This window comes from Achromobacter sp. MYb9, assembly GCF_002975275.1.
Taxonomy (GTDB): Bacteria; Pseudomonadota; Gammaproteobacteria; order Burkholderiales; family Burkholderiaceae_B; genus Achromobacter.
In genome coordinates, this window is the sequence record NZ_PCOQ01000024.1 from 79,450 (window position 1) to 96,202 (window position 16,753).

The 16,753-nt window shown below is 65.1% G+C and carries 14 protein-coding genes; 12 read left to right on the forward strand and 2 right to left on the reverse strand.

Annotation, left to right across the window (positions count from 1 at the left end; all coding sequences use genetic code 11):
• The first annotated feature begins 5 nt into the window (after positions 1–5).
• The 10 genes from CQ050_RS25550 to CQ050_RS25595 all read left to right on the forward strand — a co-directional run bounded on the left by CQ050_RS25550 (position 6) and on the right by CQ050_RS25595 (position 12,747).
• A complete protein-coding gene (locus CQ050_RS25550; protein ID WP_105559607.1) occupies positions 6–545 on the forward strand; it encodes a F0F1 ATP synthase subunit delta in 540 nt (179 codons plus the stop codon).
• A gap of 28 nt (positions 546–573) precedes the next feature.
• On the forward strand, positions 574–2,115 hold the full coding sequence (gene atpA, locus CQ050_RS25555; RefSeq protein WP_054421222.1) for a F0F1 ATP synthase subunit alpha: 1,542 nt from the start codon (positions 574–576) through the stop codon (positions 2,113–2,115).
• Positions 2,116–2,213: 98 nt separating this feature from the next.
• On the forward strand, positions 2,214–3,119 hold the full coding sequence (gene atpG, locus CQ050_RS25560) for a F0F1 ATP synthase subunit gamma (protein ID WP_105559608.1): 906 nt from the start codon (positions 2,214–2,216) through the stop codon (positions 3,117–3,119).
• Positions 3,120–3,161: 42 nt separating this feature from the next.
• Positions 3,162–4,565: a F0F1 ATP synthase subunit beta gene (gene atpD, locus CQ050_RS25565; protein WP_105559609.1), complete on the forward strand. Its 1,404-nt coding sequence runs from the start codon at positions 3,162–3,164 to the stop codon at positions 4,563–4,565.
• Positions 4,566–4,574: 9 nt separating this feature from the next.
• Positions 4,575–5,000, forward strand: coding sequence for a F0F1 ATP synthase subunit epsilon (locus CQ050_RS25570; RefSeq protein WP_105559610.1), 426 nt, complete (start codon positions 4,575–4,577; stop codon positions 4,998–5,000).
• A gap of 194 nt (positions 5,001–5,194) precedes the next feature.
• Positions 5,195–6,094 (forward strand): helix-turn-helix domain-containing protein, encoded by a 900-nt coding sequence (locus tag CQ050_RS25575; protein WP_233214288.1) that lies wholly within the window; start codon positions 5,195–5,197, stop codon positions 6,092–6,094.
• Between the two features lie 101 nt (positions 6,095–6,195).
• Positions 6,196–7,269, forward strand: coding sequence for a uroporphyrinogen decarboxylase (gene hemE / locus CQ050_RS25580; RefSeq protein ID WP_105559611.1), 1,074 nt, complete (start codon positions 6,196–6,198; stop codon positions 7,267–7,269).
• A 271-nt stretch (positions 7,270–7,540) separates the two neighbouring features.
• Entirely contained in the window at positions 7,541–9,631 is a 2,091-nt protein-coding gene (locus CQ050_RS25585) for a primosomal protein N' (RefSeq protein ID WP_105559612.1), read from the forward strand.
• 206 nt (positions 9,632–9,837) lie between these two features.
• Positions 9,838–11,901, forward strand: coding sequence for a UvrD-helicase domain-containing protein (locus tag CQ050_RS25590; protein WP_105559626.1), 2,064 nt, complete (start codon positions 9,838–9,840; stop codon positions 11,899–11,901).
• A gap of 18 nt (positions 11,902–11,919) precedes the next feature.
• Positions 11,920–12,747: an AraC family transcriptional regulator gene (locus tag CQ050_RS25595; protein ID WP_105559613.1), complete on the forward strand. Its 828-nt coding sequence runs from the start codon at positions 11,920–11,922 to the stop codon at positions 12,745–12,747.
• A gap of 28 nt (positions 12,748–12,775) precedes the next feature.
• Here CQ050_RS25595 and CQ050_RS25600 read toward each other — a convergent pair whose 3' ends face one another.
• Positions 12,776–13,837 (reverse strand): low specificity L-threonine aldolase, encoded by a 1,062-nt coding sequence (locus tag CQ050_RS25600; protein WP_105559614.1) that lies wholly within the window; start codon positions 13,835–13,837, stop codon positions 12,776–12,778.
• Between the two features lie 118 nt (positions 13,838–13,955).
• Between CQ050_RS25600 and CQ050_RS25605 the strand changes: the two genes are divergently transcribed.
• Positions 13,956–14,813 (forward strand): class II glutamine amidotransferase, encoded by an 858-nt coding sequence (locus CQ050_RS25605; RefSeq protein ID WP_105559615.1) that lies wholly within the window; start codon positions 13,956–13,958, stop codon positions 14,811–14,813.
• A gap of 201 nt (positions 14,814–15,014) precedes the next feature.
• Positions 15,015–15,635: a hypothetical protein gene (locus tag CQ050_RS25610; RefSeq protein ID WP_105559616.1), complete on the forward strand. Its 621-nt coding sequence runs from the start codon at positions 15,015–15,017 to the stop codon at positions 15,633–15,635.
• An 80-nt stretch (positions 15,636–15,715) separates the two neighbouring features.
• Here the strand turns inward: CQ050_RS25610 and dapD are convergent, their stop codons facing one another.
• Positions 15,716–16,732, reverse strand: coding sequence for a 2,3,4,5-tetrahydropyridine-2,6-dicarboxylate N-succinyltransferase (gene dapD / locus CQ050_RS25615; RefSeq protein ID WP_105559617.1), 1,017 nt, complete (start codon positions 16,730–16,732; stop codon positions 15,716–15,718).
• Between the last annotated feature and the right edge of the window lie 21 nt (positions 16,733–16,753).

The window sequence follows — 16,753 nt, forward strand, 5'->3', positions numbered from 1 at the left end:
CCGTCATGGCTGAACTTTCCACTGTTGCCCGTCCCTACGCTGAAGCGCTCTTCAGCGCAGCGCGCGACGACAAGGCCGGCTTGCCGGCCTGGGCCGACCTGGTCAGCGAAATGTCGCAGGTCGCCTCCAACCCCGACGTGCGCGAGGCCATGGCCGATCCGCGTCTGGGCGACAAGCAGCGCGTTGAGCTGTTTTCCGGCCTGATCAAGGCCGAACTGCCGCAGGCCGCCCGTAATTTCATCGAGCTGCTGGTTGAAAACGACCGACTGCTGCTGCTGCCCGACATCGCCACGCAATTCGTGGTGCTGCGGAATCGTCACGAGGGCACGGCGCAGGCGGAAATCACCAGCGCGTTCGAACTGAGCGACGACCAGGTCAAAGAACTGGTTGCCGCGCTCGAACAAAAATTCGGCCTCAAGCTCAAGCCCAACGTCACCGTCGACCAGTCGTTGATCGGCGGCGTGCGCGTGGCTGTCGGCGACCAGGTGCTCGATACTTCCGTACAAGCCCAATTGGTCCGCATGCGCGATCAGCTCGCCGCTTAAGGCAACTAACAGGATTCCAGGAGTCAATATGCAACTCAATCCCTCCGAGATCAGCGAACTGCTCAAGAGCCGCATCGAGGGCCTGGGCGCTTCGGCTGATGTCCGTACTCAGGGCACCGTCGTGTCCGTGACCGACGGTATTACCCGCATCCACGGCTTGTCCGACGTGATGCAGGGCGAAATGCTCGAATTTCCCAACAACGTTTTCGGTCTGGCGCTCAACCTCGAGCGTGATTCCGTCGGCGCCGTTATCCTCGGCGACTACACCGGCATCTCCGAAGGCGACCAGGTCAAGACGACCGGCCGCATTCTGGAAGTCCCGGTTGGTCCGGAACTGAAAGGCCGCGTGGTCAACACGCTGGGCGAGCCGATCGACGGCAAGGGCCCGATCAACGCCAAGGCCACCGACATCATCGAAAAAGTGGCGCCTGGCGTTATCGCCCGCCGCTCGGTGTCGCAGCCGCTGCAAACCGGCGTCAAGGCTATCGACTCGATGGTGCCGATCGGCCGCGGCCAGCGCGAACTGATCATTGGCGACCGCCAGACCGGCAAGACCGCCGTCGCTGTCGACACGATCATCAGCCAGAAGGGCAAGGGCGTCACCTGCGTGTACGTCGCCATCGGCCAGAAGGCTTCCACGATCAACAACGTGGTCCGCAAGCTGGAAGAGCACGGCGCGATGGAATACACCATCGTCGTGGCTGCCACCGCTTCCGACTCCGCCGCCATGCAATACCTGGCCGCCTACGCCGGTTGCACGATGGGCGAATACTTCCGCGATCGCGGCGAAGACGCCCTGATCGTTTATGACGATCTGACCAAGCAAGCCTGGGCCTATCGCCAGGTGTCGCTGCTGCTGCGCCGTCCGCCGGGCCGTGAAGCCTACCCGGGCGACGTGTTCTACCTGCACTCGCGCCTGCTGGAACGTGCTGCCCGCGTGAACGAAGACTACGTCGAAAAGTTCACCAACGGCGCCGTCAAGGGCAAGACCGGTTCGCTGACCGCGCTGCCGATCATCGAAACGCAGGCTGGCGACGTGTCCGCTTTCGTTCCGACCAACGTGATCTCGATCACCGACGGCCAGATCTTCCTGGAAACCGACCTGTTCAACGCCGGTGTCCGCCCCGCAATCAACGCCGGTATCTCGGTGTCGCGTGTGGGTGGCGCTGCTCAGACCAAGGTCGTCAAGAAGCTGTCCGGCGGTATCCGTACCGACTTGGCGCAGTACCGTGAACTGGCCGCCTTCGCGCAGTTCGCTTCCGACCTGGACGACGCGACCCGTCGCCAGCTGGAACGCGGCAAGCGCGTGGTGGAACTGCTCAAGCAGCCGCAATACCAGCCGCTGCAAGTGTGGGAACTGGCCGTCACGCTGTACACGGTCAACAACGGCTACCTGGATGACGTGGACGTGGCCCAAGTGCTGTCGTTCGAGAAGTCGCTGAAGGATCAGTTGAAGGCCAAGCATGCGGCCATGATCCAGCGCATCGAAGACACCAAGGAACTGTCCAAGGACGACGAGGCCGAATTGGCCACCGCCGTTCAGGAATTCAAGAAGCACGGTGCTTTTTAAGAAAGTGATGGGTTAGGCGTCTGCAACGCCTCACCCATCCTTACCGGATGGTTGAGGCGTGAGCGGAACCCATCGGCCAGTCTTCACAGGAAAGCGCAATGCCCGGAATTAAGGAAATCCGAACCAAGATCAAGAGCGTGCAAAACACGCGCAAGATCACCAAGGCGATGGAAATGGTCGCCGCATCCAAAATGCGCAAGGCGCAGGAACGGATGCGTGCTGGTCGTCCGTACGCCACCAAGGTGCGCGAGATTGCTGCGCACCTGATGCAGGCCAACCCCGAGTACAGCCACCCGTACCTGGTCGAACGCGAAATCAAAGCGGTCGGCGTGGTCATGGTGACGACTGACAAGGGTTTGTGCGGCGGCTTGAACACCAACATCACTCGCGTGACGTTGGGCAAGCTGAAAGAGTTCGAGAAAAACGGCATCGCCGTGCAAGCGACCGCTTTCGGCAATAAGGGCGTGGGTGTGCTGACCCGTATCGGCGCCAATCTGGTTTCCCAGGAAGTGCAACTGGGCGATAAGCCGCAACTGGACCGCCTGCTGGGCGCGATCAAGGTGCAGCTGGACGCCTACCTGGATGGCCGCATCGACGCGCTGTACGTGGCTTCGACCCGCTTCGTCAACACGATGAAGCAGGAGCCGTTGTTCTTGCGTCTGCTGCCGTTGGCCAGTGGTTTGGAAGATCCGTACCAAACGGGTGCTGATAGCCTGGCCAAGACGTCGGAAGTGAAGTCGGACTACAGCTGGGATTACATCTACGAACCCGACGCCCGTAGCGTGATCGACGACCTGCTGCAGCGTTACGTTGAAGGCCTGCTGTATCAAGCCGTGGCCGAGAACATGGCTTCGGAGCAGTCGGCCCGGATGGTCGCCATGAAGGCGGCGTCGGACAACGCCAAGAAGGTCATCGGAGAGCTGCAACTGGTCTACAACAAGACCCGTCAGGCCGCGATCACCAAAGAAATTTCGGAAATCGTAGGGGGCGCTGCCGCCGTTTAAGGCAGGCAGCTCCCATCTAAAGCTATCAAGCAAGGAATCGACATGAGCAACGGAACCATCGTTCAGTGCATCGGCGCCGTGGTGGATATTCAGTTCCCCCGCGATCACATGCCCAAGATCTATGAAGCGCTTACCCTGGCCGACGACGAGTCCTCGTCGTTCGCCGAAAAGGGCCTGACGCTGGAAGTGCAGCAACAGCTGGGCGACGGCGTGGTGCGTACCATTGCGCTGGGCTCCAGCGACGGTCTGCGCCGCGGCATGAAGGTCACGGGCACGGGCGCCCCGATCTCGGTGCCGGTCGGCACCGGCACGCTGGGTCGCATCATGGACGTGCTGGGTCGTCCCATCGACGAAGCCGGCCCGATCCAACACGAAGAAAAGCGTGGCATCCACCAAGCGGCTCCCCGTTTCGACGAACTGTCGCCGTCCGTGGAACTGCTGGAAACCGGCATCAAGGTGATTGACTTGGTGTGCCCGTTCGCAAAGGGCGGCAAGGTCGGCCTGTTCGGCGGCGCCGGCGTGGGCAAGACCGTGAACATGATGGAACTCATCAATAACATCGCCAAGCAGCACAGCGGTTTGTCGGTGTTTGCCGGCGTGGGTGAGCGTACTCGCGAAGGCAACGACTTCTACCACGAAATGGAAGAGTCGAACGTTCTGGACAAGGTCGCCATGGTGTTCGGTCAGATGAACGAACCCCCGGGCAACCGTCTGCGCGTGGCGCTGACCGGCCTGACGATGGCCGAGAAGTTCCGTGACGAAGGCCGCGACATCCTGTTCTTCGTGGACAACATCTACCGCTACACGCTGGCCGGTACCGAAGTGTCCGCACTGCTGGGCCGTATGCCGTCGGCCGTGGGCTACCAGCCCACGCTGGCTGAAGAAATGGGCAAGCTGCAAGAGCGCATCACGTCGACCAAGACGGGCTCGATCACGTCCATCCAGGCCGTGTACGTCCCTGCGGATGACTTGACCGACCCGTCGCCTGCCACGACCTTCCAGCATTTGGACTCCACCGTCGTGCTGTCGCGTGACATCGCTTCGCTGGGTATCTACCCGGCCGTGGATCCGCTGGATTCGTCCAGCCGCCAGCTCGACCCGCAAGTCGTCGGCGAAGAGCACTACGCGGTTGCCCGCGGCGTGCAGCAAACGCTGCAGCGCTACAAGGAACTGCGCGACATTATCGCGATTCTGGGTATGGACGAACTGTCGCCCGACGACAAGCAGGCCGTGGCCCGCGCTCGTAAGATCCAGCGCTTCCTGTCGCAGCCGTTCCACGTCGCTGAAGTGTTCACGGGCTCGCCCGGCAAGTACGTTCCGCTGGCTGAAACCATCCGTGGTTTCAAGATGATCGTGAACGGCGAGTGCGATTCCCTGCCGGAACAGGCCTTCTACATGGTCGGTTCGATCGACGAGGCCTTCGAGAAGGCCAAGAAACTGCAATAAGGAACCGATATGGCTACCCTGCATGTGGATGTCGTCAGCGCAGAGGAAGCGATCTTCTCCGGTGAGGCGAAGTTCGTGGTACTGCCTGGCGAAGCGGGTGAACTGGGCATTCTGCCCGGCCACACCCCGCTGATTTCGCGCATACGCCCCGGGACGGTCAAGATCGTTCGTGCCGACCAAGGCGAGGAAAACATCTTCGTCGCCGGGGGCATTCTGGAAGTGCAGCCGGGCAGCGTGACGGTTCTGGCCGACACGGCTATCCGTGCTTCGGATCTGGACGAAGCCCGTGCCCTGGAAGCTCGCAAAAAGGCCGAAGAGGCCCTTGCGAACGCCAAGGACAAGGCTGACATCGCTGTCGTCGAAGCGGAACTCGCCATGCTGGCTGCGCAAGCCATCGCGGCGCGCAAGCTGCGTCAAGGCGGTCGTTCGCACTAAGCGGCGAAGCACTGCCCGGGGTTCGCCCCGGAACGAAAAAAGCGGCCCATGGCCGCTTTTTTCATTTCCGCGCGTTGCTTGCGGCAGGCCGTTGCCCCGCCTGCCGGGCGACCGCAATGCGTTCAATACGAATGGCGACACGGATGCCGCGACAGTAGCCTTCCACTTTGCGTACAGAGCCAAAGGGGAGAAGCGTGCGAGAAGTCCTGGATTGCGGCGTTCTGCTGGCGCCTGGCCACGAAGGCGCCATGCGGGACTGGGTGGCCCGGCATCACGCCCGCATGGCGCGGGTCCGGCTGCACCTGGTGCCCCTTGGGGAATCCGGGCCGTCCCCGGGGCCGGACCCGTTGCCGTTGCAAGACCACGACGTCCGGGCGCTGGCGCGCCTGGCGGTGTCGCTCAGGCGATATGACGGCTGCATCCTGCCCGTGACGCCGTCCACGGTCGCCTGGGCGCGGATGGCCCTGGCGCAGGCGGGTGCCGCCTTGACGACCCCGGTGCTGCTGCTGATGGACGACATGAAGGCCCCCGCCATCGAAGACCTGCTGGGGTTGGGCGTGGCGGACTTCATTGCGCAACCGGCCTGCCTGGAAAGCGTCAGGGTGCGTTTGGGCCGGATGGCGCGGCCAGCGGCCTGGCGGCAGCCGGCACGCGCTGGCCTGGAAGAGCCACGGGCCCGCTATCCGGGGCCCGATGGTTCGGGCGCACACGAGCAGGCCCGGCCGCGCGTGCCGGCGGCATTCGTCGACCAGGCGCTGGCCGGCATGCGAGACCATCGGGACAGGTGGGACAACTGCGACGCCAGAGACAGCCGGGAAAGTCGGGAAAATCGGGAAAGTCGGGATCCGCGGGATCCGCGGGATCCGCGGCGCCTGCCGGCGCAGGAATCGTTCCGCGTGGCGAAGTCCCTGGTGGTGGACGGCTTCGAGCGGGACTACATCCGCCACGCGCTGTCGCGCCATGGCGGCAATGTGGCTCAGGCGGCGCGGGCCTGCGCCAAGCACCGGCGCGCGTTCTGGGCGCTGATGCGCAAGCACGGCATCGAGGCGGCTCCCTATCGGCAAGCGGCGCTGGCGCGCCGGATGGGCGATTGAACTGCCGCGGGCTTGCGTCCAGACAAGACGCGTCTGCCGCCCGGGCGCGCCTTGTCAGCTTGGGGAAGTAAAATCACGGCTTCCGATCATCGAGGATAGTCGTGTCTGCTTCCAGCTTGAAGAACGATGTGTTCTTGCGCTCGCTCTTGCGCGAGCCCGTGCCCTACACCCCGATCTGGCTGATGCGCCAGGCGGGTCGCTACCTGCCCGAGTACCGCGCGACGCGCGCCCGGGCGGGCTCTTTCATGGGCCTGGCTCAGAATCCGGACTACGCGATGGAAGTCACATTGCAGCCGCTCGAGCGTTTCGACCTGGATGCGGCCATCCTGTTTTCGGACATCCTGACCGTGCCGCACGCGATGGGCCTGGGCCTGGATTTCGCTGAAGGCGAAGGCCCGCGCTTTGCTCGCCCCGTGCGGACCGAGGACGACGTGGCGCGCCTGGCCGTGCCCGACATGGACAAGCTGCGCTACGTGTTCGACGCGGTCAGCGTGATTCGCCGCGAGCTGGACGGCAAGGTGCCGCTGATTGGTTTTGCCGGCAGCCCGTTCACCATTGCGTGCTACATGGTTGAAGGGCAGGGCAGCGACGATTACCGGCTGATCAAGACGATGCTGTATTCGCGTCCGGACCTGCTGCACCGCATCCTGGAAATCAACGCCGAAGCCACGCTGCAATACCTGAACGCGCAGATCGCCGCGGGTGCGCAAGCCGTCATGCTGTTCGATAGCTGGGGCGGGGTGCTGGCTGACGGCCTGTTCCAGCAATTCTCACTGGCGTACACGAAGAAGGTCGTGGCCGGCCTGACTCGCGAACACGAAGGCCGGCGTGTCCCGGTCATCGTCTTCACGAAAGGCGGCGGCCAGTGGCTGGAACAGATCGCGGCTTGCGGCTGCGACGCCGTGGGACTGGACTGGACGGTGGATCTGGCCGCGGCCCGCCGCCGCACAGGCGATTCCGTGGCGTTCCAGGGCAACCTGGATCCGATGGCGCTGTTTGGCGGCGCGTCCGCCATCCGGACGGAGGCTCGCCGCGTTTTGGACGCATTTGGCCCGGTCGGCAAGGGCGGTCATGTGTTCAATCTGGGCCATGGCATTTCACGCTTCACGCCGCCGGAAGCCGTAGCGGAATTGGTCGACGAAGTCCACCAACATAGCCGCTCGCTGAGGGGGTAAGTGAGTGAACGCTTCGGTCCGAAGGGCCGAAGTTTGAGGGCCCCGTCAAGTACTTGTGCACAGCAAGATTTTGCTTGGGGAAAACCCTTTAGAAGCTAGTTTACAATCTTGGAAGCTTGTATAAGCTATTGTTTTAATAGACAAAAATCAAGTTTTCCACCGGATTGCAACAGCGTACGCAATCTACGCTTATTCCAAATCTTGACGTTGCTCCAGCCTTTTCCCCAAAGTTATCCACAGGCCGCCCGCCCCATGCACCGTCCAACCCCCCATGTCTGAAGCGCCGCCGATTACGACTCCCGCAGCCGTTTGCTGGGTGCGCGTGGCGCTGGACGTGCCCCTGCCCGGCCCCTTCGATTACCGCAGCGACGCGCCTGTACCGGTCGGGTTGCGGGTGATTGTGCCGTTCGGACGGCGCAAGATGATCGGCGTGGTGGTTGAGAACCCGGCAGAGCCGTCTTTCGACCCCAAGCAGATCCGTCCCATCGAACAGGTGTTGGACGATCTGCCGCCTTTTGACGAGGACTGGTTGCGCCTGGCCCGGTTTGCCGCGGACTATTACCAACGGCCCTTGGGCGAGGTGATGCTGCCCACGTTGCCGCCGCCCTTGCGCAAACCCACCGCATACCAGGGCAAGCGGTCGGCGGGCGGGCCGGTGGCGCGGCTGGACAACCGCAAACGCAAGACGGCGCGCGCGCCGGCCAAGGCCGATCAGCCGCCCGAACTGAACGAGGCGCAAGCCGCCGCGGTGGACGCCATTGGCGCACTGGCGGGGTTCAAGCCCGTGTTGCTGCATGGCGTGACGGGCAGCGGCAAGACCGAGGTGTATCTGCGCGCCGCCGAACGGGTACTGGCACAGGGGCGCCAAGTGCTCCTGATGGTGCCCGAAATCAACCTGACGCCGCAGTTGGAAGGCGCGCTGCGCGCGCGCCTTGAGGCGGTGGTGGGCCCGGACGGGCTGGCGGTCATGCACAGCGGCCTGTCCGATGGCGAACGCCTGCAGGCCTGGGCCCGCGCCCAGCGCGGCGACGCGCGCATGTTGCTGGGCACGCGCATGTCGATCTTCGCGCCCTTGAGCAAGCTGGGCCTGATCGTCGTGGACGAAGAACACGATGCCTCCTACAAGCAGCAGGACGGCCTGCGCTATTCGGCGCGCGACCTGGCTGTGTGGCGCGCCCACGACCTGGACATTCCCGTAGTGCTGGGGTCGGCCACGCCGTCCCTGGAAACCTGGCAGCACGCCGAACGGGGCCGTTATCTGCGCCTGACGCTGCCGGCCCGCGCGCGTTCCAGCAGCCTGCCGTCCATGCGACTGGTGGATACGCGCCGCCTGCAGATGAAGCACGGCATGTCGCCCCACCTGCTGGAGGCCATTGGGCAGCGGCTGGAACGTAAAGAGCAGTCGCTGATCTTCCTGAACCGGCGCGGTTATTCGCCGGTGCTGCATTGCCAGTCTTGCGCGTGGGTGAGCAATTGCCCGCGCTGCACGGCATTTACCGTGTTGCACCGCACCGAAGGCCGCGGTCATCGCCTGCAATGCCACCATTGCGGCTACCAGGCGCCGGTGCCGCATGCGTGCCCGGAATGCGGCGACCAGGACCTGGCGCCGATGGGCCGCGGCACGCAGCGCATCGAAGAACATCTTGCCGAGCTGTTCCCCGGCGCGCGCATCTTGCGCATCGATGCCGACAGCACTCGAAAAAAGGGCAGCGCCGAGGCGCTGTTCGCCTCGGTGCATGCGGGCGAGGTCGACATTCTGGTCGGCACGCAGATGGTGGCGAAGGGCCACGATTTTGCCCGGCTGGGGCTGGTGGGCGTGCTGAATTCCGATTCGATGCTGTTCGCGCACGACTTCCGCGCACCCGAGCGTCTGTTCGCCCAATTGATGCAGGTGGCAGGCCGCGCGGGCCGTCACCAGGGCAACGGCGAAGTGCTGATCCAGACCGGCTATCCCGAGCAGCCCGTGTACCAGGCGCTGCTGCGCCACGACTACGCCGGCTTTGCGCGGCACGCGCTGCACGAACGCGAAAGCACCGGCTTGCCGCCCTTCGTCTACCAGGCGCTATTGACCGCTGAGGCGCGCGAGCTGAAGGTGGCGCAGGCCTTCCTGGAACGCGCGCGGGTGCTGCCGGAAGGCGAATGGGCCGCGGACTTTCCCGGCCTGGACGCGATCATGCTGTACGACCCGGTGCCGCTGCGCGTGGTGCGGGTGGCCAATATCGAGCGCGCGCAGCTGCTGGTGGAGAGCGCCAGCCGGCCCGCCTTGCAGGCGTTCCTGGCGTCGTGGTCGCACCACCTGCCTTACATCGCCAACGAGGCGCGCGTGCGCTGGCAGCTGGAAGTCGATCCGCTGGAGATCTGACCCTCGGCAACGGCCGATGCGTCATCCATCCGATTGTTCTATGATCGACTTCCTCTATCGCGCTGGCGCGGCAGGCCTGCATCGGCGGCTGCGCCCGTCCCCATTTTTTCGCGTGTTACCGGCCCGCTGACGGGCGGCCGCAGGCCTTGCGCCTGGCGGCCGCATCCGCATTGCGGCGAGCGCGATGCATGACGGTCCAACTCAAAATGTCCGCAAGCGAATCGATTGGTCAAGGCATGAATCCCGCCCAAAAGGAGGCGGTGCTTTACCTGGACGGCCCCTGCCTGGTGCTGGCTGGCGCCGGTAGCGGAAAAACGCGCGTGATCACGCAGAAGATCGCCTATCTGCTGCGGGAATGCGGCTACATGGGCCGCAACGTGGTGGCCCTGACCTTCACCAACAAGGCCGCGCGCGAGATGGACGAGCGCGTGAAGACGCTGGTGGATCGCAAGCTGTCCAAGGGCCTGATCATCAGCACGTTTCACTCGCTGGGCGTGAAGATGCTGCGCGAAGAGGCGCGCAACGCTGGCTTGAAACCCACGTTTTCGATCCTGGACGCCGACGATGCCATGTCGATCATCCAGGAACTGCTGGCCACGACCGACAAGGCCCGCCTGCGCCACGTGCAGGGCATTATCTCGCTGTGGAAGAACGCGCTGCTGGAGCCGGACGACGCCGCGCGCGAAGCCGTCACGCCCGGCGACGTCGAAGCGGCCAACATCTACCGCAGCTACGCCGCCACGCTGGCCGCCTATCAGGCGGTGGATTTCGATGACCTGATCCGCATCCCCGCCTTGCTGCTGGCCAGCAACGAGGAAGTGCGCACGCGTTGGCAGAACCGCGTGCGCTATCTGCTGGTGGACGAATACCAGGACACCAACGTGTGCCAGTACCGGCTGGTGCAGCTGCTGACCGGGTCGCGCGCCATGTTCACGGCGGTCGGCGACGACGATCAGGCGATCTACGCCTGGCGCGGCGCCACGATCGAAAACCTGGCCAAGCTGACGACCGACTATCCCAACATCAAGCTCATCAAGCTAGAGCAGAACTACCGCTCGGTGCAGCGCATTCTGGCGGCCGCCAACCAGGTTATCGAAAAGAACCCCAAGCTGTTCGAGAAGAAGCTGTGGTCGGATCTGGGCGTGGGCGAACCGATCCTGGTGTCGGCGATGGACGGCGAAGAGCAGGAAGCGGAATCGATTGCCATGAAGGTCTCGGCCTCGCGCTTCGAGCGTCAGGCGCAGTGGAAGGATTTCGCCATCCTGTACCGCAGCAACCACCAGTCGCGCATCCTGGAACAGGCCCTGCGCAACCTGAAGATTCCGTACACGATTTCGGGCGGGCAGAGCTTTTTCGACAAGACCGAAGTGCGTGACGTGCTGTCGTACCTGCGGCTGCTGGCCAATGACGATGACGATCCCGCGTTCATCCGCGCCGCCACCACGCCCAAGCGCGGCATCGGCCAGGCGACCTTGCAGGTGCTGGGGCAGTACGCGGCCACGCGCGAGATCTCGTTGCTGGCGGCGGTGGCCGAGACCGGGCTGGAAAGCCAGTTGGCGCCGCGCCAGCTGGACCCGCTGCGCACCTTCGCCGAGTTCATCCGGCGCATGCAATGGCGCGCCGGACGCGGCGCGGCCTCTGGCAAGGACGCGGCGCCCGCGGAACCCGCGGGCGTCATCCTGGACGATCTGGTGGAAGCCATCCAGTACGAACGCCATCTGTTCGAACTGTTCGAAGAGCGCCCGGCGCAAACGCGCTGGCAGAACGTGCTGGAATTGACGGGCTGGCTCAAGCGCAAGGCCGAAGAAGACAACATGACGCTCTTCGATCTGGTGCAGCACGTGGCGTTGGTCACCATGCTGGAGCGCGGCGAAGAAGACGAGCCCGATGCCGTGAAGATGTCGACGCTGCACGCGTCCAAGGGGCTGGAGTATCCGCACGTATACCTGGCCGGCGTGGAAGAGGGGCTGCTGCCCCACCTGGGCAAGGACGACGAGGTCGGCGACCCGGCGCGCGCCGCCGAGAATCTGGCCACGCGCATCCAGGAAGAACGCCGCCTGATGTACGTGGGCATCACGCGCGCGCAGCGCAGCCTGAACCTGAGCTGGTGCAAGCGCCGCCGCCGCGCCCGCGAAGACCTGGTGCGCGAGCCGTCGCGCTTCATCGAAGAGATGGGGCTGGGCGACGTGCGGGTGCAGGAAGACGAAGCCACGGCCGCCATGAATCCCAAGGAGCGCATGGCGATGCTGAAGGCGCTGCTGAAGAAGTAGCGCGTGGGAGCCGGCGCCATGACAGACGATGTCCGATACCACCCGGTGCCCGGCACGCCGGGGCTGGTGCTGGGCGAGGCGCGGTTCAGCGCGTTCCAGTTCGACCGCCACTATCACGTCGACTATCACATCGGACTGGTGACGCAGGGCGTGCAGCGCCAGTGCTTCCGGGGCAAGAGCATCCTGCTGGGCCCCGGCGGCATCGCCCTGATGCCGCCGGGCGAGATCCACGACGGCGTGGGTGTCGGCGACGATGGCGCGTCCTACACACTGAAGACGTTCCGCCTGTCGGCCGAGCTGATGCGCGGCTTCATCGAAGAGGTGTCGGGCGAGACCGCCGATGAACGCTTCTTCGGCACCCTGGTGGAGGACACCGCGCTGGCCGCCCGTTTCATGCTGCTGCACAGCGCGTGGATGTCCGGCGCGCCGGCTGCGCCGCTGGCGCAGGAGTCGCAATCGCTGGCGCTGATGGGCGCCTTGTTCGCGCGGACGGGCGCCGTGCGGCCCGAAGTCGTCAAAGGCGGCCTGTCGGCCACGCATCTGCGCGCGGTGCGAGACTATTGCCACGCGCACCTGTGCGAGAAGATCGCGCTGGACGATCTGGCCCGGCTGTGTGGATTAAGCCGCTTTCAATTTCTGCGGCGCTTCACGCATTCCGCAGGGTTGACGCCGCATGCGTGGCTGGTGCGGCTGCGGCTTGAGCGCGCTTGCGCGGCCCTGGCCGCCGCGAAGGGGTCGGTGGCCCAGGTGGCGGCGGATGTGGGCTTCTACGACCAGAGTCACTTCAACCGCGCGTTCCGCACGGCTTACGGCGCACCGCCGTCGGCCTATCTGCCCGCGGCGTAAGGCGCCCGCAGGCGCCTTACGAAAGGCCTCAGGACACCCGTGCGCGCAGCGCCGACAGGAAATGGTCCACGTCCTGTGCCTGCGTGGCGAACGACGTCACCAGGCGCACGACGCCAGGACCCCAGCGGTCGTGATAGAAGCGAAAACCATCGGCCAGCAGGCCCTCGATGGCGTGAGCGGGCAATTGGCAGAACAGGATGTTGGCATCGGCCGTGCCCTGCAACGTTACGCCTGCAAGCCCCCGCATGCCGGCCGCCAGGCGCGCGGCCATGGCGTTGGCCTGGCGTGCGTTGCGCAGCCACAGGTCGCCGTCCAGATACGCTTCCAGCTGCGCTGACAGCAGCCGCATTTTCGAGAACAGGTGCCCGCCGCGCTTGCGCCGGAATTCCAGTTCGCGGGCGCGATCCGGATTGAACACCACGATGGCCTCGGCGCCCAGCACGCCGTTCTTGGTGGCGCCAAACGACAGGATTTCGACGCCCGCCTTCCACGTCATTTCCGCCGGCGTGCACGCCAGGCTGACCAGCGCGTTCGCAAAGCGCGCGCCGTCCATGTGCAAAGGCAAGCCGGCATCCCGGCAGACGTCGCCGATGGCGTTGATCTCATCTTGCGTGTAGACCGCGCCGGTCTCGGTGGCCTGGGTGATGCTGACGCAGGACGGTTGGACTGAGTGCACGTCGCCCACTTTGCGGCGCGCTTCGATGGCCAGTTCCGCGGGGTCGATCTTGGCGGATTCGCCGCCCAGCAGCTTCAGCCGCGCGCCATGCGTGTAGAACTCTGGTGCGCCGCATTCATCGTTGGCGATATGGGCCTGCGCGTGGCAGAGCACGGCGCCCCATGGCGGGGTCAACGCGGCCAGGCTGATCGCGTTGGCGGCGGTGCCGGTGGGCACCAGCAGTACGTCCACCTCGTGTTCGAAGATGTCGGCCAGTTTGCGTTGCACGCGCAACGTGCCGTCGTCCGTGCCATAGGCCGGCGCCTGCCCGGCGCCCGCGCGCATCAGGGCGTCGAAGACTTCGGGGCTTGCGCCCGCGATATTGTCGCTGGAAAAGCCCTGTTGCAGGGCGGGGACGGATGAGGACGTATTCACGGGGCAGGTTCCGGCTGATACTGGGAAAGCGCCACTATGCCGTCGCCCGGGCGCGCAAGCTTGTAGAAAATTGCGGGTCGCTCCTACACTGGGCACGACTGTCTTGAAGGAGCGCGTCATGTGTCGTTGGCTGGCCTACACCGGTAATCCCTTGCAGATGGAGAGCGTGCTGTTCAAGGCGAAGCACTCCCTCATCGACCAGAGCCTGCACGCGCGCCTGGGCGCCACCACGACGAACGGAGACGGTTTCGGGCTGGGGTGGTATGGACGCCCCGCGGATGGCCGCCCGCCAGAGCCGCCGTTCCGCTACCGCAGCGTGCATCCGGCCTGGAACGACCGTAACCTGCGCGAGGCGGCGCGCGCGATCCACGCACCGTTGTTCGTGGCGCATATCCGCGCGGCCACCGATACGCCCGCGCAGGAAACCAATTGCCATCCTTTCCGGCACGGGCAGTGGCTGTTCGTGCATAACGGCGTGATTCGCGACTACCCGCTCTTGCGCCGCGACCTGATGCTGATGATCGCGCCGGCGTATTTCGGCTCGCTCGAGGGGTCCACGGACTCCGAGGTGATGTTCCTGCTGGCGCTGACGTTCGGCCTGGAGGAAGACCCCATCCCGGCGCTGGCGCGCATGGTGGGCGCGGTGGAGGAGACCGGGCGGCGCCATGGCGTGGCGCATCCCATCAACATGACGGTCTGCGCGCTGGACGGCGAACGCCTGATCGCGGTGCGTTATTCCAGCGAAACCGAGTCGCGCACGTTGTTCCACAATACCTGCGTGCGGCACTTGCGCGAGCTTTATCCTGACGATCCGCAGATCGCGGCGCTGGACGAAGATGCCTTTCTGCTGCTGTCCGAGCCGCTGAGCGAGATGCCGGGAGCCTGGGAAGAGGTGCCTGAGGCCACGGCGATCATCGCCGGGCGGGGCGATGTGGCGCACTATCCGTTCGTGCCGATCCCGCCTGGCGAAGGGTAAGGGGCCCGGCGATAAGTAAGGCCCCCCACGCTGCGCACGCTCGGCGTGCTTGCTGCCCCCCGAGGGGGCTTTTTAGCTTGGGGCGGCCCGGCGATAAAAGGGGTCATCAAGCACGTATTCCTCATATGGGGGAGAATGCGTGTCGCATGACTTTGCGACGTCCTGGGCCGCGAAAGCACCCTAACTGAATAAGGAAGTTGCATGACTAATAGCAAAACCCCGCAGGCCTCTGACGCATTGGCGGTGTTTACGCACACGGGGAGCGCCCCGGTTCGCTTTGAATTGCATGACAAGGGTGTCGTCAGCCAGCAGGGCGACACGCGCCAATACGCCGCTTTCGCGGATATCCAGGATCTCTGCCTGTTCGCTGCCGGCCCGGACGCCGCAGCGGGCCCGGTCAACAGCCTTGCCTATCGCACGGACGCGGCAGCAGACTGGACCGTGGTGCCCAGCGGCATCACCGATTTCCCCGTTTTCATGGATGGATTCCGTTCGCGTTACGTCGAGCAGCGCCTGCCGGTGCTGGAAGCGGCGATCGCCGATGGCGCGCGTGTTCCGTTCCGCTATGTGAAGGCCGGCGAATTCCCCCGCCTGGAAACGCAAGAGCTGGCTCTGTCGGCGGAAGGGCTGCACATCGGCGGCGCCACCTGGCCCTACGAGTCGCTCAAGCGCATCGACCTGAATGACTGGACCGAGACGGTCACCCTGCAAGACGACAGCGGCAAGACGGTGTTTTCGTGCCTGGCCACGCGCATCCTCAGTTCGGACCTGTTGGTTAACCTGGTGTACGACCAGTTGGGACAAACGGCGGAATACGCCTGAGTGGGCATGGCCCCAGCGGCGCCAGGCGCGCCGGCTGTTCCCGGATGAAGAAAGGGCCGCTGTCAGCGGCCCTTTTCCATTCAGTGCCCCGCGTGCAGCGCGGGATTCAAGGCGCCCCAGGCGGCGGTGCGCACCAGGCATTCGACCACGCCGGTCTGCGAGTTGCGGCGGAACAGCAGGCCATGCTGGCCCGCTAGCTGCAGGGCCTTCACGACGGCGCCTTCCGGCGTCAGCACGCGGGTGCCGGCGGTGACGTAGCAGCCGGCCTCGACCACGCAGTCATCGCCCAGCGAAATGCCCAGCCCGGAGTTGGCGCCCAGCAGGCAGCGTTTGCCGATGGACACGACTTGCTTGCCGCCGCCGGACATGGTGCCCATGATGGAGGCGCCGCCGCCGATGTCGCTGCCGTCGTCGACGATGACGCCCGCGCTGATGCGGCCTTCGACCATGGACGCGCCGAGCGTGCCGGCGTTGAAGTTGCAGAACCCTTCATGCAGCACGGTGGTGCCGGGCGACAGATGCGCACCCAGGCGCACGCGCGCGGTATCGGCGATGCGGACGCCACCGGGGACGACGTAGTCGGTCATGCGCGGGATTTTGTCGACGCCGCGGATCTCAAGGGTCTGGCCGGTGGCGCGTAGTTGCCAGCGCAAGGCGTCGACCTGATCGACGGCGCAAGGGCCGACGGAGGTCCACGCAACGTTGGCCAGCACACCAAACAAGCCATCCAGGTTGGCGTCGTGCGGGCGGATCAGCCGATGGCTAAGCAGATGCAGGCGCAGATAGGCGTCATGCGCGTCGGCGGGCGGTTCGTCGAGCGAGGCGATGGCGGTGCGCACGGCAACGATATCGACTTTACGGCGGGTGTCGCGAATGAGGGCGGTGGGAACGTGTTCGCCAAGCGCGGCACGCGCTTCTTCGGGCGTCAGATGACGGGTCCCGCCAGCGGGAGCGTGATCGGCCAGCGAGGGGCGCGGATACCAGGTATCCAGAACGGTGCCGTCAGCGGCAAGCGTGGCAAGGCCATAAGCGATGGCGCTTTGAGGGGCGGGGGCGGCGGCGGCGGCAGGGGCGGGGGGGGCGGGGTCGCCCGACAACAGGCACGCGAACTCTTCCCC

Bases quoted from the DNA above. Each gene is read 5' to 3' on its own strand.
- CQ050_RS25550 (WP_105559607.1), top strand. From the start codon at position 6: ATGGCTGAACTTTCCACTGTTGCCCGTCCCTACGCTGAAGCGCTCTTC.
- atpA (WP_054421222.1), top strand. From the start codon at position 574: ATGCAACTCAATCCCTCCGAGATCAGCGAACTGCTCAAGAGCCGCATC.
- atpG (WP_105559608.1), top strand. From the start codon at position 2,214: ATGCCCGGAATTAAGGAAATCCGAACCAAGATCAAGAGCGTGCAAAAC.
- atpD (WP_105559609.1), top strand. From the start codon at position 3,162: ATGAGCAACGGAACCATCGTTCAGTGCATCGGCGCCGTGGTGGATATT.
- CQ050_RS25570 (WP_105559610.1), top strand. From the start codon at position 4,575: ATGGCTACCCTGCATGTGGATGTCGTCAGCGCAGAGGAAGCGATCTTC.
- CQ050_RS25585 (WP_105559612.1), top strand. From the start codon at position 7,541: ATGTCTGAAGCGCCGCCGATTACGACTCCCGCAGCCGTTTGCTGGGTG.
- CQ050_RS25590 (WP_105559626.1), top strand. From the start codon at position 9,838: ATGTCCGCAAGCGAATCGATTGGTCAAGGCATGAATCCCGCCCAAAAG.
- CQ050_RS25595 (WP_105559613.1), top strand. From the start codon at position 11,920: ATGACAGACGATGTCCGATACCACCCGGTGCCCGGCACGCCGGGGCTG.
- CQ050_RS25605 (WP_105559615.1), top strand. From the start codon at position 13,956: ATGTGTCGTTGGCTGGCCTACACCGGTAATCCCTTGCAGATGGAGAGC.
- CQ050_RS25610 (WP_105559616.1), top strand. From the start codon at position 15,015: ATGACTAATAGCAAAACCCCGCAGGCCTCTGACGCATTGGCGGTGTTT.